The 23,935-nt window shown below is 62.4% G+C and carries 23 protein-coding genes; 4 read left to right on the top strand and 19 right to left on the bottom strand.

What is annotated here, in order from left to right; genetic code table 11:
• Window positions 1–18 precede the first annotated feature (18 nt).
• The 4 genes from AC07R0_RS14240 to AC07R0_RS14225 all read right to left on the bottom strand — a co-directional run bounded on the left by AC07R0_RS14240 (window position 19) and on the right by AC07R0_RS14225 (window position 1,992).
• The gene (locus AC07R0_RS14240) at window positions 19–543 is read right to left on the bottom strand and encodes a hypothetical protein (protein ID WP_495105298.1); all 525 of its coding nucleotides are present in this window, start codon (window positions 541–543) and stop codon (window positions 19–21) included.
• Between the two features lie 126 nt (window positions 544–669).
• Window positions 670–909, bottom strand: coding sequence for an HP1242/YdcH family protein (locus AC07R0_RS14235; RefSeq protein WP_495074347.1), 240 nt, complete (start codon window positions 907–909; stop codon window positions 670–672).
• A gap of 49 nt (window positions 910–958) precedes the next feature.
• Window positions 959–1,714: a 2OG-Fe dioxygenase family protein gene (locus AC07R0_RS14230; protein ID WP_495105297.1), complete on the bottom strand. Its 756-nt coding sequence runs from the start codon at window positions 1,712–1,714 to the stop codon at window positions 959–961.
• Complete coding sequence (locus AC07R0_RS14225) at window positions 1,711–1,992, bottom strand: DUF427 domain-containing protein (protein ID WP_490592915.1); 282 nt, start codon at window positions 1,990–1,992, stop codon at window positions 1,711–1,713. Before AC07R0_RS14225 ends, AC07R0_RS14230 begins: the two co-directional genes overlap by 4 nt.
• 227 nt (window positions 1,993–2,219) lie before the next feature.
• Between AC07R0_RS14225 and AC07R0_RS14220 the strand changes: the two genes are divergently transcribed.
• Window positions 2,220–4,883, top strand: a complete 2,664-nt coding sequence (locus tag AC07R0_RS14220) for a bifunctional acetate--CoA ligase family protein/GNAT family N-acetyltransferase (RefSeq protein WP_495105296.1) — start codon at window positions 2,220–2,222, stop codon at window positions 4,881–4,883.
• 4 nt (window positions 4,884–4,887) lie between these two features.
• Here the strand turns inward: AC07R0_RS14220 and AC07R0_RS14215 are convergent, their stop codons facing one another.
• Together AC07R0_RS14215 and dctA are read right to left on the bottom strand one after the other, a co-directional pair.
• Window positions 4,888–5,904, bottom strand: coding sequence for a porin (locus tag AC07R0_RS14215; protein ID WP_495105295.1), 1,017 nt, complete (start codon window positions 5,902–5,904; stop codon window positions 4,888–4,890).
• A gap of 89 nt (window positions 5,905–5,993) precedes the next feature.
• Window positions 5,994–7,289: a C4-dicarboxylate transporter DctA gene (gene dctA, locus AC07R0_RS14210; RefSeq protein WP_495105294.1), complete on the bottom strand. Its 1,296-nt coding sequence runs from the start codon at window positions 7,287–7,289 to the stop codon at window positions 5,994–5,996.
• 209 nt (window positions 7,290–7,498) lie between these two features.
• Between dctA and AC07R0_RS14205 the strand changes: the two genes are divergently transcribed.
• The gene (locus tag AC07R0_RS14205; protein WP_495105293.1) at window positions 7,499–8,383 is read left to right on the top strand and encodes a LysR family transcriptional regulator; all 885 of its coding nucleotides are present in this window, start codon (window positions 7,499–7,501) and stop codon (window positions 8,381–8,383) included.
• A gap of 59 nt (window positions 8,384–8,442) precedes the next feature.
• Here AC07R0_RS14205 and AC07R0_RS14200 read toward each other — a convergent pair whose 3' ends face one another.
• From AC07R0_RS14200 to AC07R0_RS14175, 6 genes are all read right to left on the bottom strand, one after another.
• Window positions 8,443–9,561: a 3'-5' exonuclease gene (locus AC07R0_RS14200; RefSeq protein ID WP_495105292.1), complete on the bottom strand. Its 1,119-nt coding sequence runs from the start codon at window positions 9,559–9,561 to the stop codon at window positions 8,443–8,445.
• Window positions 9,562–9,632: 71 nt separating this feature from the next.
• Window positions 9,633–10,292 (bottom strand): methyl-accepting chemotaxis protein, encoded by a 660-nt coding sequence (locus AC07R0_RS14195; RefSeq protein ID WP_495098147.1) that lies wholly within the window; start codon window positions 10,290–10,292, stop codon window positions 9,633–9,635.
• Window positions 10,293–10,371: 79 nt separating this feature from the next.
• Window positions 10,372–11,358, bottom strand: coding sequence for an aldo/keto reductase (locus tag AC07R0_RS14190; protein WP_495105291.1), 987 nt, complete (start codon window positions 11,356–11,358; stop codon window positions 10,372–10,374).
• An 86-nt stretch (window positions 11,359–11,444) separates the two neighbouring features.
• Window positions 11,445–14,540: an efflux RND transporter permease subunit gene (locus tag AC07R0_RS14185; protein WP_495105290.1), complete on the bottom strand. Its 3,096-nt coding sequence runs from the start codon at window positions 14,538–14,540 to the stop codon at window positions 11,445–11,447.
• Window positions 14,537–15,784: an efflux RND transporter periplasmic adaptor subunit gene (locus AC07R0_RS14180; protein WP_495105289.1), complete on the bottom strand. Its 1,248-nt coding sequence runs from the start codon at window positions 15,782–15,784 to the stop codon at window positions 14,537–14,539. Before AC07R0_RS14180 ends, AC07R0_RS14185 begins: the two co-directional genes overlap by 4 nt.
• Window positions 15,781–16,200: a MarR family winged helix-turn-helix transcriptional regulator gene (locus AC07R0_RS14175; RefSeq protein ID WP_495098144.1), complete on the bottom strand. Its 420-nt coding sequence runs from the start codon at window positions 16,198–16,200 to the stop codon at window positions 15,781–15,783. Before AC07R0_RS14175 ends, AC07R0_RS14180 begins: the two co-directional genes overlap by 4 nt.
• Window positions 16,201–16,401: 201 nt before the next feature.
• Here AC07R0_RS14175 and AC07R0_RS14170 point away from each other — a divergent pair, with 201 nt between their 5' ends.
• Window positions 16,402–17,070, top strand: coding sequence for a glutathione S-transferase (locus AC07R0_RS14170; protein ID WP_495074359.1), 669 nt, complete (start codon window positions 16,402–16,404; stop codon window positions 17,068–17,070).
• Between the two features lie 74 nt (window positions 17,071–17,144).
• On the opposite strand, the gene AC07R0_RS14165 is transcribed toward AC07R0_RS14170, so the two are convergent.
• The 7 genes from AC07R0_RS14165 to AC07R0_RS14135 all read right to left on the bottom strand — a co-directional run bounded on the left by AC07R0_RS14165 (window position 17,145) and on the right by AC07R0_RS14135 (window position 22,833).
• Entirely contained in the window at window positions 17,145–18,107 is a 963-nt protein-coding gene (locus AC07R0_RS14165; RefSeq protein WP_495105288.1) for a Gfo/Idh/MocA family oxidoreductase, read from the bottom strand.
• Window positions 18,108–18,974, bottom strand: a complete 867-nt coding sequence (locus AC07R0_RS14160; RefSeq protein WP_495098143.1) for a class III extradiol dioxygenase subunit beta — start codon at window positions 18,972–18,974, stop codon at window positions 18,108–18,110. It abuts the gene before it with no gap.
• A 1-nt stretch (window position 18,975) separates the two neighbouring features.
• Window positions 18,976–19,419: a protocatechuate 4,5-dioxygenase subunit alpha gene (gene ligA / locus AC07R0_RS14155; protein ID WP_495074362.1), complete on the bottom strand. Its 444-nt coding sequence runs from the start codon at window positions 19,417–19,419 to the stop codon at window positions 18,976–18,978.
• 2 nt (window positions 19,420–19,421) lie between these two features.
• On the bottom strand, window positions 19,422–20,327 hold the full coding sequence (locus AC07R0_RS14150; protein WP_495105287.1) for an amidohydrolase family protein: 906 nt from the start codon (window positions 20,325–20,327) through the stop codon (window positions 19,422–19,424).
• 79 nt (window positions 20,328–20,406) lie between these two features.
• Window positions 20,407–21,090: a 4-carboxy-4-hydroxy-2-oxoadipate aldolase/oxaloacetate decarboxylase gene (gene ligK, locus AC07R0_RS14145; protein WP_495105357.1), complete on the bottom strand. Its 684-nt coding sequence runs from the start codon at window positions 21,088–21,090 to the stop codon at window positions 20,407–20,409.
• Between the two features lie 18 nt (window positions 21,091–21,108).
• Window positions 21,109–22,137: an amidohydrolase family protein gene (locus AC07R0_RS14140; protein WP_495074363.1), complete on the bottom strand. Its 1,029-nt coding sequence runs from the start codon at window positions 22,135–22,137 to the stop codon at window positions 21,109–21,111.
• Window positions 22,138–22,173: 36 nt separating this feature from the next.
• Window positions 22,174–22,833, bottom strand: a complete 660-nt coding sequence (locus AC07R0_RS14135; RefSeq protein WP_495105356.1) for a substrate-binding domain-containing protein — start codon at window positions 22,831–22,833, stop codon at window positions 22,174–22,176.
• A gap of 178 nt (window positions 22,834–23,011) precedes the next feature.
• On the opposite strand from AC07R0_RS14135, the gene AC07R0_RS14130 reads away from it, so the two are divergent.
• Entirely contained in the window at window positions 23,012–23,923 is a 912-nt protein-coding gene (locus AC07R0_RS14130; RefSeq protein WP_495105286.1) for a LysR substrate-binding domain-containing protein, read from the top strand.
• Window positions 23,924–23,935 lie beyond the last annotated feature (12 nt).

Below are 23,935 nucleotides of genomic sequence, written 5' to 3'. Positions count from 1 at the left end.
CCCCAGCCAGGCGAGGGCTTAATCGTCGAATTTGCGATTGCCGTGGCCATGGCCGTGACCTGGGCCGCGGTCACCTTGGTCGTTCTGGCGGAAGTCCTGGCGCCGATCGTCACGGCGCTCTTCGTGGCGCTCCGGGCCACGCCCGCCATCGCGGCCACGCTCCCACCATCGGTTGGAATCATTCACCCTGACGAAATACACCGGACGACCGCAGGCGTTGTACTCGGCACAATGCTTTGCCCAGTGTTTCGAATGCCCCGGCGGAACATACAGATACAAAGGCGGTGGCTGTACCGGCGCACGCTGTATCCAGACCGGCTGGGCATACAGCACAGGTGGTGGTGGCTGGCTACCAAAGCTGATCTGGCCATACACCCCGGGGGCAAAGGCACCGCCCACGGTGGCGTTCAAATACAGCTCCTGCGCCTGTGCCGAACCCGTACCAAGCGCCCCCACAGCCCCCAACAAACCCAGCACCAGACCGGCCTTGCGCAGCTGCTTAGCAGCCAGCAACCGGGAAACCACAACAAGCGGATATGCCATAAAAGACTCTCATTCGAAAAAAGGACTAGCGATTAAACGCGACAACACAGCCGCAGGAGGACCGGAGCGACCATCCTCTTGTAACAATAATATTCCATGCTCAAAGGGCCACGCAGGCCCCAGTGCTCAGGGCGCTATCAGCATCTGGTAGATGTCGTCCTTGATCTTCAGCCGCTTTTTCTTCATATCTTCCATGGCTACATCGGAGATGGCACCGCCGTCCTGCTCCAGCTGGGTCACGGCATGGTTCACCTCGTCATAGGCTTCAAACAAGTGCTGGAAGCGCACACTGCTGAGCTTCAGGCTGCGGATCTTGCCCACCAGTTGGGGGTATTCATGGGCCAGGTCATGGTTGAGAAGTTGCATTTTGTCTCCTGATTGTTGTGGGAATGCACCTTAGAACGTAAACACGTTCTTAGCTACTCTGGAAGCTGCGGGCCCTGAAGGTCAGGACCAGCGTATCCCGGTAGCCGCCCGGTGCCAGGGGCTGGATGGGGGTGGACTCGTGCACCACGCGCGCATCGTCCAAGAACAACAGGCTCCAGGGTTCGGTCAGCGTGAAGCGCTGGCCGTTCGGGCCGTCTGCCTCAAAGACCCGGGTTTCACCGCCCTTGATGCCCGAACGCCCCACCAGCAGCACGGCCACAAAGTCCACGCCGTCACGGTGCGCGCCTTCGGGGGTGGGCCGGCCTATGCCGTCGGTGGTGTCGATGCGAAACTGGTGAGCTTCCACATACCAGGGCGGTGGGCCACCGGCCTGAGCCCCGCCACGCAAGGCGGTGCATGCACGGCCCAGGGCCAACAGCAGCTGCGACCACACAGGCTGGGCCACATCGGCGTCCAGCATGGGCGCAAACCAGCGCTCCATGCCGCCGTGCAGAGCGTTGTACTCCACCGGCTGCCAGTGCGCTCGGTGCGGAACCTGCTGCAGCGTATCGGCCTGCAGCACAAAGCAGGAATGGCGCCGGCGGCGGTAGCGGCCGCCGTCCTTCAGGTATTCGTCAGGCGGCAAATCATTCCAGCTGGGGCACAGCGCCAGCAGATCGTCCAGCGTGCAACCCGCCAGCGCAGCCAAGCCCGCCGGGTCCAAGGTGGCATAGGCCTGGCGGTTCACCACATCTACAAACTGCGCCACCGGGGTGAACGGCGCGGATAACAGTGCTGTGCTCATGCTTCTATCTTCACGCCTTTCCAGAAAGCGACGCGGTCCGTGACCTCTTCGGCACCGGACTTGGGGTTGGCGTAGTACCAGGCGGCGTCGGTGTTCATTTCGCCGTTGACCATCAGCGAGTAGTAGCTGGCCTGGCCCTTCCAGGCGCAGGTGGTCTTGTGGTTGCTGAAGCTGACGAACTCGCGGTTCAGCGAACTCAACGGGAAATAGTGGTTGCCTTCAACCACGGCGATGTCGTCGCTTTCGGCGATCACGGCGCCGTTCCAGATGGCTTTCATGGGGATTCCTTGTGGTGGACGGGTGTAATGGCTCAAGCAGCCCTCGGGTAGCTGGCAGGATAAACCACTGGTGCCCCCACCCACAAAGACCGCAAGCCCGAAAATACTATTGAAAATATAGCACCTGGCGCAGGCAAAATCTGCGCTGGACGTGTTTTTACTATGAATGCAAGCCAGGTCGTATGATTTCGGTCAAGCGGCGCCGAACTCTGCGCCCAAAGGGCTCCATGGACACGCATTACCTGACATCACTCTTCTCCCCCGACTCGATCGTAGTGTTCGCCAGCCCCGAGTTGCAGGCCCTGCCGAACGCCCTGCGGGCCCAGCGCTTCAGCGGCCGGTTGAACTTTCTGGACATTCATACCACCGGCACGCTGGCCGACCTGGCGCAGACCCGTGCCGACCTGGCCGTCATCGCCCTCCCACCCGAGGACATGGCCGCCGCACTGGAGGTGGCTGGGCGCATCAAATGCCGCTCGGCGGTGGTTGTCTCCAGCGGCGTGCCGGCCAGCCTGGCCGGCGAGCTGCACCGCGTGGCACGCCGCCACGGCATGCATTTGATGGGGCCGAATTGCCTGGGCTTCCAGCGCCCGCAGCTGGGGCTGAACGCCAGCCTAGCGGGTGCACTGGCCGCCCCCGGTCCGCTGGCCCTGGTGTCGCAATCGGGTGCGCTCACGGCCTCGATACTGGACTGGGCGCGGCACAACGCGGTGGGCTTTTCCAGCGTGGTGTCGCTTGGGCCGAATGCGGCGGTGGACATTGCCCAGGTGCTGGACTTTCTGGCCTCCGACCCGCAGACGCACAGCATCGTGGTCTGCATGGAAGGCATAGCCAACGCCCGCAGCTTCATGAGTGCGCTGCGTGCAGCCGCCAACGCCAAGCCGGTAGTGGTACTGAAAGCCGGGCGCAAGTCGGCCGGCAACACGGCGGCGCATACCCATTCGGGCACCATCGTCGGCAGCGACGATGTGTTCGACGCGGCCCTGCGCCGCGCGGGTGCGGTGCGCGTGCGCTCATTCGTGCAGCTGTTTTCTGCGGCCAAATGCCTGGCATCGCGCTACCAGGCCGTGGGCAAACGCCTGGCCATCGTCACCAACGGTGGCGGGCCCGGCGTGCTGGCCGCCGACTGGATCACCGAAATTGAGCTGCAGCTCGGCCTGCTCAGCCCCGCCAGCCAGGCCGCGCTGGCGCCCCAGCTGCCGTCGCAAGCCTCACTGTGCGATCTGGTGGACCTATCGGAAGACGCCCGCCCTGCCCACTACCGTGCGGCGGTAGAAACAGCCAGCCACGACAGCCAGGTGGACGGCGTGCTGGTTATCCATTCACCCAAGGCCGGCTGCGACGCTACCGGCGTGGCCCAGGCACTGGCCGATTTCAAACCCCACCTGTCCAAACCGCTGCTGACCTGCTGGATGGGCGACGCCTCGGTGGGCGAAGCGCGCACCGCACTGAACGCGGCAGCCATCCCCACATTCCGTACGCCGGAGGCGGCGGTGGGTGCGTTTGGCAACATCGCTTCCTTCTACCAAAACCAGCAACTGCTGCAGCAAACACCACCGCCGCTGTCGGCCCTGGCCAAGCCGGATGTAGAAGGTGCGCGCCTGCTGATCGAAGGCGTGCTGGCCGAGCGCCGCAAGGTGCTGACCGAAATGGAGTCCAAGGCCCTGCTGGCGGCCTTCCACATCCCGGTGACGCAGACCGTGCTGGCCCGCAGTGCGAACGAAGCGATGATGATCGCCACCCAACTGGGCTACCCGGTGGCGCTGAAGATCGACTCGCCCGACATCAGCCACAAGTCCGACGTAGACGGCGTGGCACTGAATGTGATGAACGCCGTGGGCGTGCGCGACACCTATAACGACATGGTGCAGCTCGTGGCGCGGCAAATGCCCGATGCGCGCATCCACGGCGTGACGGTGCAGAATATGGCGCGCCACAAGCGCGGCCGTGAGGTCTGCATCGGCCTGGTGACCGACGATCCGTTTGGCCCGGTGATCGCCTTTGGCGCGGGCGGCACCATGATTGAGCTGATCAACGACCGCGCCATGGAGCTGCCGCCACTCAACCAGTTCCTGGCACGCCAGCTGATAGACCGTTCCCGCGTGAGTGAAACCCTGGGCGAATGGCGCGGCGCCAGCGCGGTGGACATGGACGCGCTGGAGCGGGTGCTGATGCGCGTCTCTGAAATGGTCTGCGAGCTGCCCCAGCTGCGCGAGATGGACATCAACCCCATCATCGTGGACGCTTCCGGCGCAGTGGCGGTGGACGCGCGCATCGTGATCGACAGCGCATCCCCCGCGGGCAGCGGGCGCGGCCCCGAATACCAGCACCTGGCCATACTGCCCTACCCGGCCCGCTACGAACAGGTCTGGCCCCTACGTGGCGGCGGGCAGACCACGCTGCGCCCGATACGCCCGGACGACGGCGAGATGCTGCAGGACATGGTGCGCGGCCTGTCGGCCGAGAGCCGCTACTTCCGCTATGTGTCCATGCTGTCCGAGCTACCGCCCAGCATGCTGTCGCGCTTCGCGCTGATCGACTACGACCGTGAAATGGCCCTGGTGGCCGTGCACAAGCAGCGCAGCCCAGACGCGAGTGGCGAGATGCAGGAGACGGAGCGCATCATCGGCGTGTCGCGCTTCATTACCAACCCCGACAACGCCAGTTGCGAATTTGCGCTGGTAGTCGCCGATGACTTCGGTGGCCGTGGCCTGGGCACACGCCTGATGCTGTGCATCATGGACGTGGCGCGCGAAAAAGGCCTGAGTGAAATCCACGGCCTGGTGTTGGCCAACAACCCTGGCATGCTCAAGCTGATGCGCAGCCTGGGTTACACCATCCAGCCCTTTGCCGAGGACCCCGACTTCCGGCTGGTGACGCACACTTTGTGAGGTTCTAAAACCGGTGGCGGATACCCAGCCCCACGCTGTTGCCCACAGCCTGGTTACTCGCCTTGTCGTACAGGTAGGTAGCGTAGACGTCGGTTCGCAAGCTCAGAAAATGGTCATAACCCAGCGCTGCGGTATTGCGGGTGAACGACGCAACCGTCGGATTGTCGGTACTGGTGTGGGCCCACGAAACCTGCACTGCGCCCGCGGCGGTCACAGGAATGGACGTGCCGACCTGGTAGGTGTGCGTCTTAATGTCTGTCACCGCGTTGTCGGTCGTCTGTGCCGACCCGTATAACTTGGCCGGACCGAAGTCATAGCTCAAGCCCGCCTGGTAGGCCCGCTGGCCCGTCGATGGCGCTACCGCTGCAGTACGCACGTTTTGCGCCGACAGCACGGCCACGAGTGGCCCGTTGGCGTAGTTCAGGCTCAGGCCCGCATTATTGACAGCCGTATTGGTAGCAACCTCACCCAGGCTATAGATCGCGGTTCCGCTAACCCCGCCTATTTTGGGTGACACGTACTGCACCGCGTTGTCCCAAACCGTGTCGCCAATCAGAGTACCGCCGAACGTGGCCACGTAGGACTGCAGCACCAGCGGTGAAAACACCACTGACGACTGGAACGGATTCACAGCCTGCATCGCCAAGTAGTACGGCGAGGTTTGTCGCCCCAACGTGACAGCGCCAAAGTCGCCTTGTAGCCCTACCCAGGCGTTGCGGGAGAACGCTGTGGGGTCCTTGGCCGAACGGCCCGCGCCGCCGGTATCCGACTGAAAAAAGTTCTCCAGCTGGAACACGCTTGCCAGTCCACCACCCAGATCCTCCTTGCCACGCAAGCCAAAGTAAGAGGTGGTCAACCCGCCAGAACCGACCACGGTGTTGCGCACCGTGGTGTCGCTGCGTTTGATGCTGGCTACATAAGTGCCCACCAGCCCGTAGAGCTGCACGCTGCTCTGGGCAGTAGCCTGTGTGGCAAATGCCAAGGCACTCAGGGTGGCCATGGCGCCGGCGGCCCATTGCATGGATTTTGTGTGAAGTAGGGACATGCGTATTCTCAATAATGTGAAGGTAGGTGTCGTCCAAAAGGGCGACGCAAGCAATCTGCTTTGGGCTATTCCCGGTTCAGTACCCGGTGCATTTGTTCTTGGTCCAGCCCGTTCTCCCATTTGGAGACGGCGATGGTTGCCACGGCATTTCCAATGAGGTTCGTCGGCACCAGGCCTTCTGCGAGCAATCGGTGCACGCCCAGGATCAATGCAACGCTGGTCACGGGAATGCTGCCCACGGTCGACAGCGTGGCCGCCAGTACCACGAACGCAGCCCCAGCGACGCCAGCCGCACCTTTCGACGTCAGCAGCAACACGCCAAGCAGCAGAAGTTGCTGGTAAATGTCCAGCGGCGTATTGGTGGCCTGCGCGAGGAACACCGCCACCGAGGCCAAATAGAGACAAGTCCCATCCAGGTTGAACGAGTAGCCTGTAGGAATCACTAGGCCGACGACACTGCCCTTGCAACCCAGGTTTTCCATCTTGACCAACATCCGCGGCAGCACGGCTTCGGAGGACGTCGTTGCAAGACAGATCAGCAGTTCATCGCGCAGATACCGCAGCAGCTTGAAGATGCTGAAACCCAGGAATTTACACAACGGTGCCAGGACCAGGAACACAAACACCAGGCAGGTGAAATAAAAGCAGATCAGCAGATTGCCCAGAGATGCGAGCGCGCCCGCACCATAACGACCGACGGTAAAGGCAATGGCGCCGAATGCCCCGATAGGCGCCAGGTACATCACGATGGCGACGGCGCGAAACAGCATCTCCGAGCCGATGTCCAGCAGCTGGATCACCGGCTTGGCGCGCGGCCCGATGGCGACCAGCGTGCTGCCCAGGATCACAGAAATCAGCAGCACCTGCAGCACGTTGCCTTCGGCAAATGAGCCCACCAGTGTCGAAGGAATGATGTCCATCAAAAAGCTCACCGTGCCATGCGACTTGGTCTGGTCAACGTAAACCTTCACCGACCCCGCATCCAGTGCCGAGGTGTTGACGTTCATGCCCACGCCGGGCTGCCACACATTCACGATCACCAGCGCAAGAACCAAGGCCACGGTGGTCATCACCTCAAAGTAGATCAGGGCCTTGATGGCGACCTTGCCCACCTTCGACATATCGCCCATCTTGGCTATGCCGAGCACAACGGTGCAGAACACGATGGGCGCGATCAGCATGCGTATAAGTTTGATGAAACCATCACCCAGGGGTTGCATCAGCTTGCCAGCATCGGGGTAAAAGTGCCCTAGGACGACGCCCAAGACCATCGCCACCAGCACCTGCACCCATAACTGCCGGTACCACGCGCGCCGCGGCTTTGGCTGCGATGCATCCGCAGCCATGTTGTCTGCATTCATTTTTGTCTCCTAGATTACGCTCGCTAAAGCGAGACTCATATGGGTATCTGCGAAATGGCCTGTCGGCACACCGATCAAGGTGGCTTGGGCAGATTGGCAGTGATTTATCGACTCCGACGCCGATTCTGGGGGCACAAGACCCTACAAGCAAGTTCTAGCAAACGCTAGCAGCTATGCATTCACAGCATGGCTTATGAGAAGATCCGGACATGAACCTGAATCAACTGGAGACCTTTGTACGCGTTGCCGAACACGGCAGCTTCAGCAAGGCAGCTATGGTGCTCGGTGCTGCGCAGCCGGCCCTGAGCCGGCAGGTGCGTGCGCTGGAGGTTGAAATGCGCGAACCTCTGCTGCTGCGCCATGGCCGGGGCGTGGAGCTCACCGAGGCCGGTCGCCGGTTGCTGGACCATTGCTACAACATCCTCCATCTGGTCGAGCAAGCCAAGGAGAACGCGGTCACGCAGCGCGACGAGCCCACCGGTAGCATCGTGATCGCGATGCCGCCCACGCTGGCGCGCCTGCATACGCTGCCCTTGATCGAGGCCTTCCGCGACGAGCTACCCAAGGCCCACCTGGCGATCATCGAAGGCTTCTCGACGCACATCACCGAGTGGCTGGTTTCGGGGCGCTGCGACCTCGGCCTGGTGCACAGCCCGGAGCCCTTGCCCGCGCTCGACATCCAGCCTTTGCGAGAAGAACGGCTGTGCCTGGTGAGTCCAGCAAACCAGGCGCCCACCGGACCGGTGACCTTGCGAGACCTGTCGAAGTACTCGCTGATCATGCCGGAGCGAGGGCAAACCTATCGCAAGCTGATGGAGTCGGCAGCAGCCATGGCGGGCGTGCCGCTGCATGTCGAGTGGGAGGTTTCCAGCGTGTCGGTGATCCTCGACCTCGTAAGTGCCGGCATAGGGCACGCTACCCTGAGTGAAGACGCCATTCGCGTATTTGCGCATCCCAAACGGCTGGTCGTGTCGCCGTTCGAACGCCCCGAGATCAAGACCACGCTCTGCCTTGTCACGCCTGCGCAGCGACGGGAAACACCTCTGAGGCGTCGCACGGCTGCGCTGGTTACGCGGCTGATCCGCGGTCGTTGATGCTTTGCTATCAAATTAATAGCTGCTCACGCAGGTAAATTCTGCGCCAGCGGCCTTTTTTACCCCAACTGCTTCCAGCCAATCACACCTGGGCGGCTGGCATAGCGCACCAGGGCGTCCAGCGCCTCTACCTGCACACGGGCGGCACGGCCGCGGTAGACCTCGGCGGCCAGCCATTCGCCTTCGGCCTGCAGCGCAGCTTCGTCGGCCAGGCGGGTGTGCCAGACCTTTTGGGTGGCGTCCCAACGGTAGCCGCGCTCTTTCAGCGCGTCCTTGGCGTCGAACGGAGCACCGGTAGCCTGCAGGCGGTAACGCGTGGCTTTGGACGCCTCAAGCAGCCGGGCCAGGCCGCTACCACCCGAGTTGGGCAGCATGGCCTGCAGCACGGCCAGCAGCGCGTGGCAGTCCATCTCGGCACGGTGGGCATCGTAAAACCAGCCCAACTCCAGCGCCAGGGCGGACAATTTGGCGGATTCACGGCCCTCGGCCTTCCAGTCGATATCGGCAAACGAGCAGGCCCAGGCTTTGGCGGCGAAAGCTGGAAACCGTGCTTCGACAAAGGGCCGGTCGAAAGCCGCGTTGTGCGCCACTACCAGGTCCACGCCATCCAGCAGCTCGGCGACGCGGGCCTCGTCCAGGTGCTGGCCCTGCACCATGCTGTCGTCTATGCCGGTTACCTGGCGGGCAATCGCGGGGATGGGCATGCCCGGGTCTTCCAGGCCGTCATATACCTGCACCGTGCCGCAGGGCAAGCCGGTGGCGGTGTCCACGTCCACCCGCAGCAGAGCCAGTTCGATGATCTTGTCGCGGCTGTGTTCCAGGCCGGTGGTTTCGGTGTCCAACACCAGCAGACGCAGCACGCCGGATGCGGGTGGCGCGGCAAACTGCAGCTGCGGCACCAGCCGGCGCAGCACGCGGTAGTCGGGGTGCTGCTCCAGCTGCGCAGCCATGGCTTCCATGCTGTACTCGGTGGACGGTTGCGCGGCAGCTGCCACCTGCTGTACAGCGACGGGCTTGGGCACCGGGGCGGCACGCACGGAGGCAGATTTTTCGGTTGGCAGCGCGGGGACTGCAAAGACATCGTCCGCAAAGCCCAGGCTGAGCTGCTGCGAAGCGTCCACCACGGCCTTGCGGGCGCGTGGTGTGCGGGTCAGAGGACCCGAGGAATTGGAGGGCATCGGCAAGAGGAATGACAGAGGGGCGCCGAGTGTACGCTGCCCCCACCCGCCCCCACCGGCGACCCGCTGGCTCAGGTACGGCCAGCCAGCACGATGGCGTCGCGCGACAGGCCGTCGATCTTGCCGGTGATGCCGGTCAGCACGTTCGCCACCACCGCAAACTCGCGGCCAAAATTGCCGGCGCGTGCGGCAATCACCAGCGCGTTGAAGCTAACCACCTTGGCCTCGCGGGCCACGCTCTGGATGTCGCTCACGATGCCGGTCAGCTCACGCTTCATGCTGTCGGACTTGGATTTGCTGATGTCGTCAAACACCGTGGTGGCTTTGTTCAGGGCGTCCAGCACCACATCGGTCTGCTCCACCAACTGGGCCACCGACGCGGCCTGACGGTCGTCGCGCTGGGCTATCTGTGCCAAAGCGGTGCGCACCAAGCTGGTGAATTCCTGGATGGTGGTGGCCACGCCATGATCACCGTGGTAGACCGCGTCCAACTTGCGGGCATTGGCAACATCCAGCGTCTTGGAAAATTCCAGCAGCTGGGCCTGGCTTTCAGAAAACAGCGCCAGAGTGCGCTCCGCCGCCTGGCGTTTGTCTTTATCCCCCTGTGAAGCCAACACGGTTTGCAGAATCATGCGCTGCGACAGCATACGTTGGCGCGCCGCCAGATTGACGGTGGAAATACCGGCGGGGCTGGCGGCCGGGGCGACCGCGGAGCGGGGGCTTGTATGCATCAGGTCTCCAGAAATCGACTAGGGGAAAGTCCCCACTGTCAATGCAGCAAACCCTGTGCCACTCCCCTGCCTGGCAGTATCAAAACTCTTCGGTATCCACGTCGGCCTGGTTGGCCGAGCTGTAGCGCGCCGCCGTGACGGTGCGCTGGTTGATGAGCGCATCCAAGCGGGCCAGCAGTTCGGGTGACAGGTGCACATCGGCCGCATCCAGGTCTTCGTCCAGGTGCTCCACACGGGTGGTGCCAGGGATGGGGATGATGTGCTCGCCCTGCTGCAGCAACCAGGCCAGGGCCAACTGGGCCTGGGTGCAGCCGGCTTCGCGCGCAATGGCTGCGTAGCCGCTGAGCAGGCGCAGATTGGCGGCGTAGTTCTCGGGCGCAAAACGGGGCATGCCGCGGCGTATGTCCTTGGCGTCCAGCGTGTTTACGTCTTGCAGCGTGCCAGTCAAAAAGCCTCGCGCCACTGGACTGAAAGCCACAAAGGCCGTGCCCAGCTCCTTGCAGGCCTGCAGTACCGCGATCTCGGGGTTGCGCGTCCACAGCGAGTACTCGGTTTGCAGCGCGGTGATGGGGTGCACGGCATGGGCTTTGCGCAGCGTGCTGGCCGATACCTCGGACAGGCCTATGGTCTGGATCTTGCCCTCGCGCACCAGGTCGGCCAGCGCGCCCACACTGTCTTCAATCGGCACGGTTTTGTCCCAGCGGTGCAGGTAATACAGGTCGATGACCTCGGTGCGCAGGCGCTTCAGCGCCTCTTCACAGGTGCGCTTGAGGGTAGCCGGGCGGCCGTCGATCACGCGCTTGCCGTCCACGCCGGTCATGCCGCATTTGCTGGCCAGGGTGAACTTGTTACGGTGCTTCGACAGAGCACGCCCCACCAGCTCTTCATTGCTGCCAAAGCCGTACAGAGCGGCAGTGTCAAACAGGGTCACGCCGCGGTCCAGCGCGTGCAGCAAGACGGATTCGCCCTGCTCTGCCGTGACCGGCGCGCCATAGGCGTGGCTCACGTTCATGCAACCCAGGCCGATGGCGGAAACTTGGAAGGGGCCGAGCGCGCGGTTTTGCATAGCTTTCAACTCTCCATAAAAAATGCTGCTAGCGCAGATATTACCTGCGCTAGCAGCTATACATTCAGTAGCAATGTATCAATACGTCAATGTGCCGATCCGGTCAAGATGAACTCAGGCGTGGTCACCGGGCCGGAGCCACTGAAGCGCTCCAGGGCCAGATAGATCACCGGCGTGATGAACAGCGTAATGGCCTGGGAGAACACCAGCCCACCGACCACGGCCAGGCCCAGCGGCTGGCGCAGCTCGGCGCCCGCGCCTATGCCCAGGGCAATCGGCAAGGCGCCCATCAGCGCGGCCAGCGTGGTCATCATGATGGGGCGGAAGCGCAGTATGCAGGCCTCGCGGATCGCCTCGGCAGGCGTCATGCCACGGTGGCGCTGCGCCTCCAGCGCGAAGTCGATCATCATGATGGCGTTCTTCTTCACGATACCAATCAGCAGCACGATACCGATGGTGGCAATCAGCGTCAGGTCCTGGCCGAACAGCATCAGCGTGGCCAGCGCCCCCACGGCGGCAGACGGCAGGCCGGCCAGAATCGTCAATGGGTGGATATAGCTCTCGTACAGTACGCCCAGCAGCACATAGATGACCAGCAAGGCCGCCACCACCAGAATCGCCTGGCTACCCTGCGAGCTTTGGAACACCGCAGCATCACCGCCGTAGCTGGTGATGATGCTGGACGGCATGCCAATGGCCGTGCTGGCCGCGTCGATCTTGGCAGTCGCATCGCCCAGGGCCGCGCCGGGTGCCAGGTTGAATGACACAGTTACCGCCTGCAACTGACCCGCATGGTTGATGGCAGTGGGGCCTACGGTGCGCTCCACCGTGGTGAAGCTGGACATGGGCACCAAGGTCCCGTTGGACGAGCGGACGTAAATGCCGTTCAGTGCACGTTCATCCAGCTTGGCCTCGGGAGCCACTTCCATGATCACCTGGTAACTGTCGGTGGGCAGGTAGATGGTGGACACCTGGCGCTCGCCGAAGGCGCTGAACAAGGCGGTGCGTATGGTGTCAATCGACACGCCCAGGGTGTTCGCGTTGTCACGGTCGATCTTCAACTGGGCTTGCAGGCCGCGCAGCTGCGAGTCGCTGGTCACGTCACGGAAGATGGGGTCGGCACGCAGCTGCTCTTGCAGCTTGTTAGCCCAGGTGTTCAATTCATCAGCCTTGATGCTTTGCAGGATGTACTGGTACTGGGCCTTGCTCTGGCGGCCACCCAGCTGCAGGTTCTGCACAGGCCGCATGAAGACGTTGATGCCGGCCACGGCGCGCAGCTTCTTGCGCAGGCCTTCGACCACCTTCTTCATGGGCAGGCGTTCGCCTTGCGCCTTGAGGTTGATGAACATGCGCCCTGAGTTCTGCGCATTGTTGCCGCCGGTGAAGGAGCTGACCGTGGCCACGTTCTCGTCCGCCCGGAAGATCGTCGCCGCACGTTCCTGCAGCTTGACCATTTCAGGGAAGGACACGTCTTCCGCAGCTTCGGTGGTGACCTGGATCTGGCCTATGTCTTCCTCGGGGAAGAACCCTTTGGGAATGATGTAGGCCAACCAGAACGTGGCGACAAACGTACCCGCCGCCACCAGCAGCACCAACTTGCGGTGGCGCAGAGCCAGGTCCAGCGTCTTGGTATAGCCGGCCAGCACCACGTTGAAGCCAGTCTCAAAGGAATGCACCAGGCGGCCTGGCGGCTTCTTGTGCGACTCGTCACTCAGAAAGCGGCTGGCCAGCATGGGCACCAGAGTCAGCGACACAAAGGCCGACACCACGATGGACAAGCCCACCACCACGGCGAATTCGTGGAACAGCAACCCGATCACGCCGGGCATGAAGAAGATGGGAATGAACACCGCGATCAAGGAGGTGGACATGGAAACGATGGTGAAGCCCACCTCGCGCGCCGCACGCAGCGAGGCCTGGAACGGGTCTTCGCCGTTTTCGACGTGGCGGATGATGTCCTCCAGCACCACGATGGCGTCGTCCACCACCAGACCCACGGCCAGCGTCAGACCCAGCAGAGAAATATTGTCCAGGCTGTAATTCAAGCCCCACAACAAGGCCACGGCCCCCACCAGGGACACGGGCAAGGACAAGGCCGGTATCAAGGTGGCGATGAAGCGCCGCAGGAACAGGAAGATCACCAGCACCACCAGCGCAATCGTGCCCATCAGGGTCAGCGACACATCGTGCAAGGCCTCGCGCACGGACTTGGAGCGGTCGTTCACCGGCGTCATGGAAACCGACTGCGGCATCTGGCTTTGCAGCCTGGGCAGCGCGGCGCGGATGGAGTCCACCACCTTCACCGTGTTGGCACCCGGCTGGCGCTGGATGGCAAGCGTGATGGAGTTCTCGCCATCCAGCGTAGCCCAGCTCTTCAGCGTTTCCAGGCTGTCTTCCACGCTGGCTACGTCTTTCAGGCGCACCGGATTACCGCCCCGGGTGCTAACGATCAAGTCCGAGAAGTCGGCCGCGTTGCGCAGTTGCCGATTCGCCTGCAGCACCAGGGTTTGGCGCGGCCCCTCCAGGGTACCCACCGGCGTGTTCACGTTGGCGGACTTCAGGGCACTGCTCAGTTCGTCCAGGCCAATATTGCGCACCGCCAGGGCTTGCGGATTCACGCGCACACGTACGGCGTAGCGCTTGGCGCCAAAGATATTCACCTGGGCCACGCCGTCGATGGTGGACAGCGTGGGTGAAATCAGATGCTCGGCAAAGTCTTGCAAGTCTGCCGGTGCCAACGATGGCGAGGTCATGGCCACCAGCAGCACCGGCGCGTCCGCCGGGTTCACCTTGCGGTAAGACGGCGGGTTGGTCATGTCGGTGGGCAGGGAACGCTGTGCACGCAGCAGGGCCGCCTGCACATCCACCGAGGCGGCGTCGATGTTGCGGCCTTCGTCAAACTCCAAAGTCAACGAGGTGCTGCCCAGAATGCTGGTGGAGCTGATGGTCTTCAGGCCGGGCACGGTCTGGAACTGCTTCTCCAGAATCAGCGCCACCGAGCTGGCCATGGTCTCGGGGTTGGCCCCCGGCAAGGTGGCCGACACGTTGATCACCGGTGTGTCGTAACTGGGCAGGGCCGCCACCGGAATCTTCTGGAAACCAATGACACCGGCCATGACCACCGCCGCATTGAGCAGCACCGTCATCACCGGACGGCGGATAAAGACTTCAGAAAAGCTCATGGTGCGGCAGGCCGAGGTGTGTTGGCGGAATCGGCGCTGGCGCTCTTGGCCACCGAGCTGGCGGCGTCACTTGCAGCGGGGCTGGAGGCCGCGGGTTTGGCGTCATGGGCACGCTCGACCACGCGGGAACCGGGGCGCACGTTCTGCTTGCCGTCCACCACGATGGCATCACCGGCATTCACGCCCGTGACAGCGGCGTCCGTGCCCTGGGCATACACCAACTGGATGGGTTTGGACACCGCCTTGCCCTCCTCCACCGTGTAGACGATGTTACCGCGCGCGCTCTGGATGATGGCCGCCTGGGGCACAACCACCGCACCCTTCAGGGTGTTGAAGGTTTGCGATACCTCTACAAAAGCACCGGGCCACAGCTTGCCTTCTTTGTTGGCGAACTCTGCCTTGGCCTTGACCGAGCCCGAGCTGGCATCCACCGCGTTGTCCACAAACTGCAGGCGGCCCGTAAATGAGCCGCCGCCATCGCCCAGGGTTGCAGTCACGGGTGCGCCACCGCCCTTCAATGCTGCAAGAGCGTTGGGAAGGTTGCGCTGCGGCAGGCTGAAGCCCACCGAGATCGGGTCCAGCTGGGTAATCGTCACCAGGGTGGTGACATTGGCCTGGACCACGCTGCCGGTAGACACAGGTACTTGGCCTGCTCGGCCAGTATTGGGCGCGGCTATGCGGTCAAACGACAGCGCGACCTTGGCCGCGTCTATCGCCGCCTGGTCTGCTGCCACGGTGGCGGCCAGGGCATCGACCTGGGCCTGGGCGGTATCCAGAGCGCCCTGGGAAATAAAGCTCTGGCGGAACAACTCCTGGCTGCGCGCGAACTGCCGTTTGGCGTCAGCCAGGGAGGCGTTGTCCTTGGCCAATTGGGCGCGGGCCTTGGCCAGGTTGGCCTCGTCGGTACGCGAATCCAGCGTGAACATCAACTCTCCGGCTTTAACGAACTGCCCTTCCTGGATGTGCACCTTGGCCACCACACTGGTGACCTGGGCCTTGACGTCCACACTGGTGATGGGCGTGACTGTACCCGTGGCCTTCAGTACCACCGGGAAGTCCTTGGACTGCGCCTTGACCGTGGTGATGGTGACCGGTGGCGTGGCCGACGAGGCCCCGGCGGAAGGTGCGGCGGCGGCACTGGCGCCACCTGCAGGGGCCGCCACATCGGCCTTACCTGAGCAGCCCGCCAGGACCAGCACCAGCGCGCCGCAAACAGTATTCAAAAGAATGGGAACAGTCTTCATGGGGTTTCTAGGTCGGGTCGAAAAGTGCGCCAAAGAATGGCCAATCCTGCTTGCAGGTCGCGTAGCTCTTTGCCGGTACAAGCCGTCAAAGCACGTTCTAAATCAGCCTGCGCATCCTGCTGGATATGTGCAAGCTGTGCCAACCCGGCATGGGTAGGCTGTAATTGGGTACGCCGCCGGTCGTCGCTGGCGGTTTGGGGGGAAACCAGGCCGCTCTGCACCAGGCGGTCCGTCATGGCCGAAGCCGTGGGCATAGTGACGCCCAGAAAAGCCGCGACCTCGCCAATCGAACAGTCCGGCTTGCGTGCAATGAAGTTCAGGCAACGAAACTGCGGCACCGACAAATGTGCACCCGCACCTAGCCTCATCGCCTGGCGGATGGAATCCATCACGGCGGGCACAACCTCCAACACCATGGCGGCATGTTTTTGTACGGACGATGAAGCGGGCAAAGCAAATAATTGGTTAGCTAAACTAAGTGAAATCATATGCTGCCCCGTCAGGCCGGATGCCAGTACAAGGCCTGTTGCATATCGTCACAAGGTAAAGAATTGCAAAATTGTTGGCGGATTATCCGAATTCGCTGTGCATTTGCCATGACAACAACCCGGAGTTCTATGCTGACCTTGCACCACCTGAACAACTCCCGTTCGCAGCGCGTGCTGTGGCTACTGGAAGAACTGGGCCTGGACTACCAAATCCAGCGCTACCAACGCGACGCCACAACCATGTTGGCGCCGGCCAGCCTGCGCGCAGTGCACCCCCTGGGTAAATCGCCGGTGCTAACCGATGGCGCCACGGTGCTGGCCGAATCGGGCGCGATTGTGGAAACCGTGATCGAACAGCATGGCCAGGGCCGGCTCGCCCCGGCTGTCGGCACGCCGGATCGTCTACGCTACCGCTACTGGCTGCATTACGCCGAAGGTTCGGCCATGCCGCCTCTGTTGCTCAAGCTCATCTTTGACAAGATCGAGAACACCAAGATGCCGTTCTTCGTGAAGCCCATTGCCAAGGCCATCAGCGGGAACGTAAAAAAGAGCTTCATCCTGCCGCAACTCAAAACCCATCTGGACTTCATGGAAGCGGAGCTGGGCAAAAGCCTGTGGTTCGCAGGCGCCGAGTTCAGCGGGGCCGACATCCAGATGAGCTTCCCCATCGAGGCCGCGCAAGCCCGCGGAGGCCTGGACAGCAGCCGCCCGAATCTGATGGCCTACCTGGCCCGCATACACGAACGACCCGCCTACCAGCGTGCGCTGGAAAAAGGCGGGCCGTTCACACTGGGCTGAATCCAGCAATTTATAAGGAATAGGCCACCAGCGCAGATAAAACCTGCGCAGGCAGCTACTATTTCAATAGCAAATCAAGCGACTGCGTTGAGTTGTTGCTCCAGCTTGTGCAGCACCTGGTAGCACGGCAGCACCTTGGCCACGCTGCTATTGGGCTCGCGGCCTTCGCGGATGGCGGCGAAGAACTCGCGGTCTTGCAGCTCGATACCGTTCATGGACACAGCCACCTGGCTCACGTCGATCTTTTCATCTTTGCCGGTGAACAAGTCGTCATAGCGGGCGATATAGGTCGCGCTGTCGCCGATGTAGCGGAAGAAAGTACCCAGCGGGCCGTCGTTGTTGAAGCTCAGCGACAGCGTGCAGATCGCGCCATTGGCGGCCTTCAGCTGGATAGACATGTCCATCGCAATACCCAGCACCGGGTGGATCGGGCCCTGGATCGCATTGGCCTGCACGATGGGACTGCCACACTGGTAGGCGAACAGGTCCACTGTGTGGGCCGCGTGGTGCCACAGCAGGTGGTCGGTCCAGCTCCGTGCCTGGCCCAGCGCATTGGTGTTGGTACGGCGGAAGAAATAAGTCTGCACATCCATTTGCTGGATATTGAACTTGCCGGCCGCAATTTGCTGGTTAACGTACTGGTGGCTGGGGTTGAAGCGGCGGGTGTGGCCCACCATGGCCACCAGGCCGGTCTTCTTTTGCAGAGCCACGACTTCTTCGGCACCCGCCAGGCTGTCGGCCAGAGGGATTTCCACCTGCACATGTTTACCCGCTTGCAGACACTGGATGGTCTGGGCGGCATGCATTTGCGTGGGGGTGCACAGAATAACGGCATCCAGCTCGGGCAAGGCCAGGCTTTCAGCCAGGTCGTCCGTCACGTGGCCAATGCCGTACTTGGCGGCAACTTCACGGGTTTTTTCCATGTCGCGGCCAATAACCGAAATGGCTTCCACGCCGTCAATCAGTTTGATTGCGTCCAAATGCTTGGTGCCAAAAGCGCCAGCGCCCGCCAGGGCGACTTTGATTGTCTTAGCCATTTAGTTGTTCTCCATAATTAGATGTCCCACCGCCGTATTCGACGCTGGTACATGAAAGAAACGGTGTTTAAGCGTGGGCGCCGCACCGCCGGCCACGTCGGCCATGGCGCCGCGGGCAATCAGCCACATCACCAGCTCGATACCTTCCGAGCCGGCTTCGCGCACGTAGTCGATGTGCGGCACGCTGGCCAGACCATCGGGGTCGGCAATCAGTCGGTCCAGGAAGGCGTTGTCCCACTCCTTGTTGATCAGGCCGGCGCGCGCACCCTGCAATTGGTGGCTCATGCCGCCCGTGCCCCAGATCTGCACCTTCAACGGTTTGTCGAACGATTCGATCGCCTTGCGAATGGCCTTACCCAACTCGAAGCAGCGGCGGCCCGATGGCACCGGGTACTGCACCACGTTGACAGCGAACGGAATCACCGGGCAAGGCCAGCGGTAATCGGATGCGGGGGGCTGGCCGCACATCAAGCTCAGGGGCACGGTCAAACCGTGGTCCACGTCCATCTTGTTGACGATGGTCAGGTCAAAGTCCTGCTGGATCACCGACTGCGCAATGTGAGCGGCCAGCTCGGGGTGGCCGATAACCTTGGGCACGGGGCGCGGACCCCAACCTTCGTCGGCGGGCGTAAACTCTGCCGCAGTGCCGATGGCGAACGTCGGGATCATGTCCAGGCTGAAGGCCGTGGCGTGGTCGTTGTAGACCAGAAAGATCACGTCGGGCGTGTTGTCCTTCATCCACTGCTTGGAGTATTCGTAGCCCTTGAACAGGGGCTGCCAGTAAGGCTCGGTCGTTTTCCCCAAGTCGATGGCCGCGCCGATGGCGGGGACATGCGAGGTGTAAACGCTGGCGGTAATTTTGGCCATATCAGTTGTTTCCTTTTTTGCCCGCAGAACCTTGCGGTTGGCGATGCGCCTGGGCGTCGCCGTCTTCACCGACCACGCGGTTGCCCTGCACGGAGCGGCCACCGCCGACCATCATGTTGCGGTATTCCTCTTCGGTCATGCCGGTCATGCTGCCGGCCATCTGCTGGAAGCTCTTGCCGTCAGTCGCGCCAATCTTGGCCAGGAAGTAAATGTTGCCGCCCAGGGAGATGCAGCGGTTAAGGTCGCGGGCCAGTACGGCCTGCTTCTGGTCCTCGGTCATGGCCCAGGCGTCCAGATAGGCGCGCTCATCGGCCTTGAACTTTTCGCGGTTCTCTGCCTTCATCAAGGACATGCAGAACTGATTCAGGTGGTAGCCCTTACGGCTTTGCTCGGCATCAAAAATGGTAGTGCCGGGCACGTCCAGATAGGGTTTGTCTAACGACATATTTAGCTCCAGTACAGACGGTTGGGGTTGTCCACTAGCAGCTTGCGTTGCAACTCGGCGGTGGGCGCAATCTGTGGGATGTAGTCCACCAGCAGGCCGTCGTCGGGCATGTGGTCCTTCAGGTTCGGGTGGGGCCAGTCGGTGCCCCACAACACGCGGTCAGGGAAGGTTTCCACCAGGTGCTTGGCGAACGGCACGACGTCCTGGTAAGCATGCTGCTCGCCGTTCAGGGCCTTGGGGCCGCTGACGCTCAGGCGTTCGGGGCAGCTGACCTTGCTCCAGATATTGCTGTGCTCGCGCATCATCTTCACGAACAGGGCGAACTCAGGACCGTCCACCGGCTTGGTAACGTCTGGGCGGCCCATGTGGTCCACTACCACCGTGGTGGGCAGGCTGGTAAAGAAATCGTAGTACTCGGGCAAATCGACAGCCTCGAAATAGATCACCACATGCCAACCCAGCGGCGCGATGCGGGCGGCGATTTCACGCAGCACCTCGCGCGGCGTGGAGTCGGCCAGGCGCTTGACGAAGTTGAAGCGGGTACCGCGCACGCCGGCGGCATGCATCTCTTGCAACTCGGCGTCCGTCACCAGTTCATTGACCGTGGCCACGCCCGTGGCCTTGCCATTGGACGCCTTGAGCGCATCCACCAAGGCGCGGTTGTCGCTGCCGTGGCAGGTGGCCTGCACGATCACGTTCTTGTCAAAGCCCAGGTGGTCACGCAGGGCAAACAGCTGCTCCTTGGACGCATCGCAGGGCGTGTACTTGCGTTCTGGCGCATAAGGGAACTTGTCACCGGGGCCAAACACATGGCAGTGCGCGTCTACCGCGCCAGCCGGCAGCTGGAAGCGGGGTTTGCTGGGGCCGGAGTACCAGTCAAGCCAGCCGGGGGTTTTGGTGAATTCCATATACGTCCTTGTTTTGCTATGCAATCAATAGCTGCTTGCGCAGGTATTACCTGCGCTACAGCCCTATTTGATGCTTTATTTAGTCTATATAGCGCAGGCCGGCTTTTTCCAGCGGTTCGCGCATCTTGTACATGTCCAGACCCAGCACGCCGGCTGCCAGCCTGGCGCGCTTTTCGCCTTCAAAACTCTCGCGCTTCTCGGCGGCGTCGGCCACCTGGGCTGCGATGGCAGCGGGCACCACCACCACGCCGTCCACATCGGCAATCACCACGTCACCGGGGTTGACGATGGCGCCAGCACAGACGATCTGCACGTTCACCGAACCCAGCGTGGCCTTGATCGTGCCCTTGGAGTTGATGGCTTTGCTGAATACCGGGAAGCCCATTTTTTCCAGGTCGGCCACGTCGCGCACGCCACCGTCGATGATCAAGCCCTTGGCGCCACGCGCCTGGAAGCTGGTGGCCAGCAGGTCGCCAAAGAAGCCGTCTTCGTTGTCGGTGGTGCAGGCAGCTACCGCCACGTCACCGGGCTGCAGCTGCTCGGCCGCCACATGCATCATCCAGTTGTCACCGGGCTGCAGCAGGATGGTGACAGCGGTGCCGCAGATCTTGGCACCAACGTAGATGGGGCGCATATAGGGCTTCATCAGGCCGACGCGGCCCATGGCCTCGTGGATGGTGGCCACGCCCAGCTTGGACAGGCGCTCCACGGCGGTCTTGTCCGCGCGCACGATGTTGCGCTTGACGATGCCCAGGTTGTTCATATCGGTCATATTGGCTCCTTATGCGTTTTTAGCTTTGAGGGCGGCATCCAGGCGCGGGAACACGCGGCGGGCATTGCCTTCATAGATCTGGAAGCGGTCTTCGCTGCTCAGTATCTTGCTGGCTTCGATGTAGCGCTTGGTGTCGTCGTAGTAGTGGCCAGTTTGCGGGTCGATGCCGCGCACTGCGCCAATCATTTCCGAGGCGAACAGCACGTTCTTCACCGGGATCACTGTGTTCAGCAGGTCGATGCCGGGCTGGTGGTAGACACAGGTGTCGAAGAAGATGTTGTTCAGCAAATGCTCTTCCAGCAGCGGCTTCTTCAGCTCTTGCGCCAGGCCACGGAAACGGCCCCAGTGGTAAGGCACGGCGCCGCCGCCATGCGGAATCAGGAAGCGCAGCGTGGGGAAGTCCTTGAACAGATCGCTGGTCAGGCACTGCATGAAGGCCGTGGTGTCGGCGTTCAGGTAATGTGCGCCGGTGGTGTGGAAACAGGCATTGCAGCTGGTGGACACGTGGATCATCGCGGGGATGTCGTACTCCACCATCTTCTCGTAGATGGGGTACCAGTGCTTATCACTCAGCGGGGGCGAATTCCAGTGACCGCCGCTAGGGTCCGGGTTCAGGTTGATGCCGACGTTGCCGTATTCCTTGACGCACTTTTCCAGCTCAGGGATGCAAGTCGCAGGGTCCACGCCCGGGCTTTGCGGCAGCATGGCAGCGGGGATGAAGTTGTCGGGAAACAGCTGGCTCACGCGGTAGCACAGTTCGTTGCAGATCGCGGCCCAGGTGCTGGACACATTGAAGTCGCCAATGTGGTGGGCCATGAAGCTGGCGCGCGGGCTGAAGATGGTCAGGTCGCTGCCACGCTCGCGCATCAGGCGCAGCTGGTTGGCTTCGATGGTCTCGATCAGTTCGTCGTCGCTGATCTTCAAATCGGACACCTTAGGCATCATGGTCGGGTCTTTGATGCCGGCGATTTGCTGATTACGCCAGTTTTCCAGCGCCTTGGGCGCGGTGGTGTAGTGGCCGTGGCAATCGATGATCATGGGTGTCTCCTGCTTGCTATAAATGAAAAGAAGAAATTAGGCGGGTTCCATGCCTTGGCGGCGCTTGGCCTCGTCGGCCTGGGGCGAACACATGAAAGCCAGCAGATCGCGCACTGCCTGCGCCTGGGCCGAGCCGGTGCACACGCCAGCAGAAAACGTGGTGGTGATCTGGATCGCAGGCGGCAGTGGGCCGACTACGGTGATGCCGTCCAGATTGATCAGCTCGCTCAATTGTTGAAAGCCCAGCTCCACCTCGCCACGCGCCACCAGCGCGCCCACAGGTACGCCAGGTGGCGCCTGGACAATGCGATCGGCAATGGCTGCGGCAATGCCCCAGCGCTCGAATAATTTGACCAGGGCCACACCGCTGGGGCCGGTGGAATAGCTGATGCTGCCCGCCGCCAGCACGGCGCTGCGCACTGCGTCTTCGCTGGAAATATCAGGCAGGGCCGCACCAGCCCGCACGGCTACCGCCACGCCGGAGTGCACCAAATTCACCTTGCTTTGCGCGTCGATGTGGCCGGCGGCAATCAGCTTGTCGATGGCGTCAGACGCCAGAAAAACCGCGTCAAACGCCTCACCGGCCTGTACCCGCTTGGCGGCGTCAACACCGCCTACGGACTCAATCGCCATGCGTTCATCCGACTGCTGGGCATACAAGGCCAGCAAATCCGCCAGCAACTGGCGGGTGGCCATGGAGGAGATGCCACGCAGCGCCGGCGTGGTGGAATCGATGGGGGCGATGGGCTTGATCTGGCTTTGCATGCCGGGCATTCTGTACCCGTACCAGGCCTTTGTTAAGACAGGGCCTCCACTATCAGTTATCTCAAAACGGCATAATGGATAACCAGCTATACACATATATAGCAACACCATGGACTTAAAACAGATCGAATACTTTGTGCGCGTGGCCGAGCTGGGCAGCTTTACCCGTGCCTCGACCGCGCTGAACATTGCCCAGCCAGCACTCAGCCGGCAGATACGCCTGCTGGAGGTGGAGTTGCGCCAAACGCTGCTGGTGCGCAATGGGCGCGGCGCGGCCCCTACCGAGGCCGGCAAATTATTGCTGGAGCATGGGCGCGGCATCCTGCACCAGGTACAGCGGGCCCGCGAAGAGCTGGGCCGGGTGCGGGGCTCGCTGGCCGGGCGCGTGGCCATTGGCCTGCCCAGCAGCCTGGCGCGCATGGTGACCGTACCCCTAACGCGGGCCTTCCGCCAGCAAATGCCGGACGCGGCCCTGTCCATACGAGAAGGCCTGTCGGTCGCCATGCACGAATCATTGCTGGCCGGCCGGCTGGACATTGCCGTGCTGTACAACGCCCAACCCAGTGCCGAGGTAGATATCAGCCCACTGATGGAGGAAGAACTGCTGTTGGTGCAGGCCCGCCCGCCCGGCCTGCCGGAAGACCCGCCACCGGCCGCCATCACGCTACGCGAGGTGGCCGCCCTGCCCCTGGTCATTCCCAGCCGGCCGAATGCCATACGCATGCACGTGGAAGCCGAAATGGCGAATATCGACTGCCGCCCACAGGTAGTGCTGGAGATCGACGGTGTGGCCGCCATCCTGGACCTGGTGGCCGATGGCGTGGGCTGCGCCGTACTGTCGCGCAACGCGGTAGCCAGCTCCATCCGCCCCTCGGCCTTTACCGTGCGCAGCATCCAGCAGCCGGCCCTGCGTACCAAGCTGGCCCTGGCCACCAGCTCGCTGCGTCCGTCCACACTGACGCAGCAGGCCGCGCTGGAGCTGCTGCGGCGCACCGTGGAACAAGTCAACGCACAGCACTGAGCTTCGCAAGCA

The organism is Rhodoferax sp. GW821-FHT07F03, from assembly GCF_059418745.1.
Note: the sequence above shows the minus strand (reverse complement) of the source record. Positions and strands in the feature narration are given on the sequence as shown.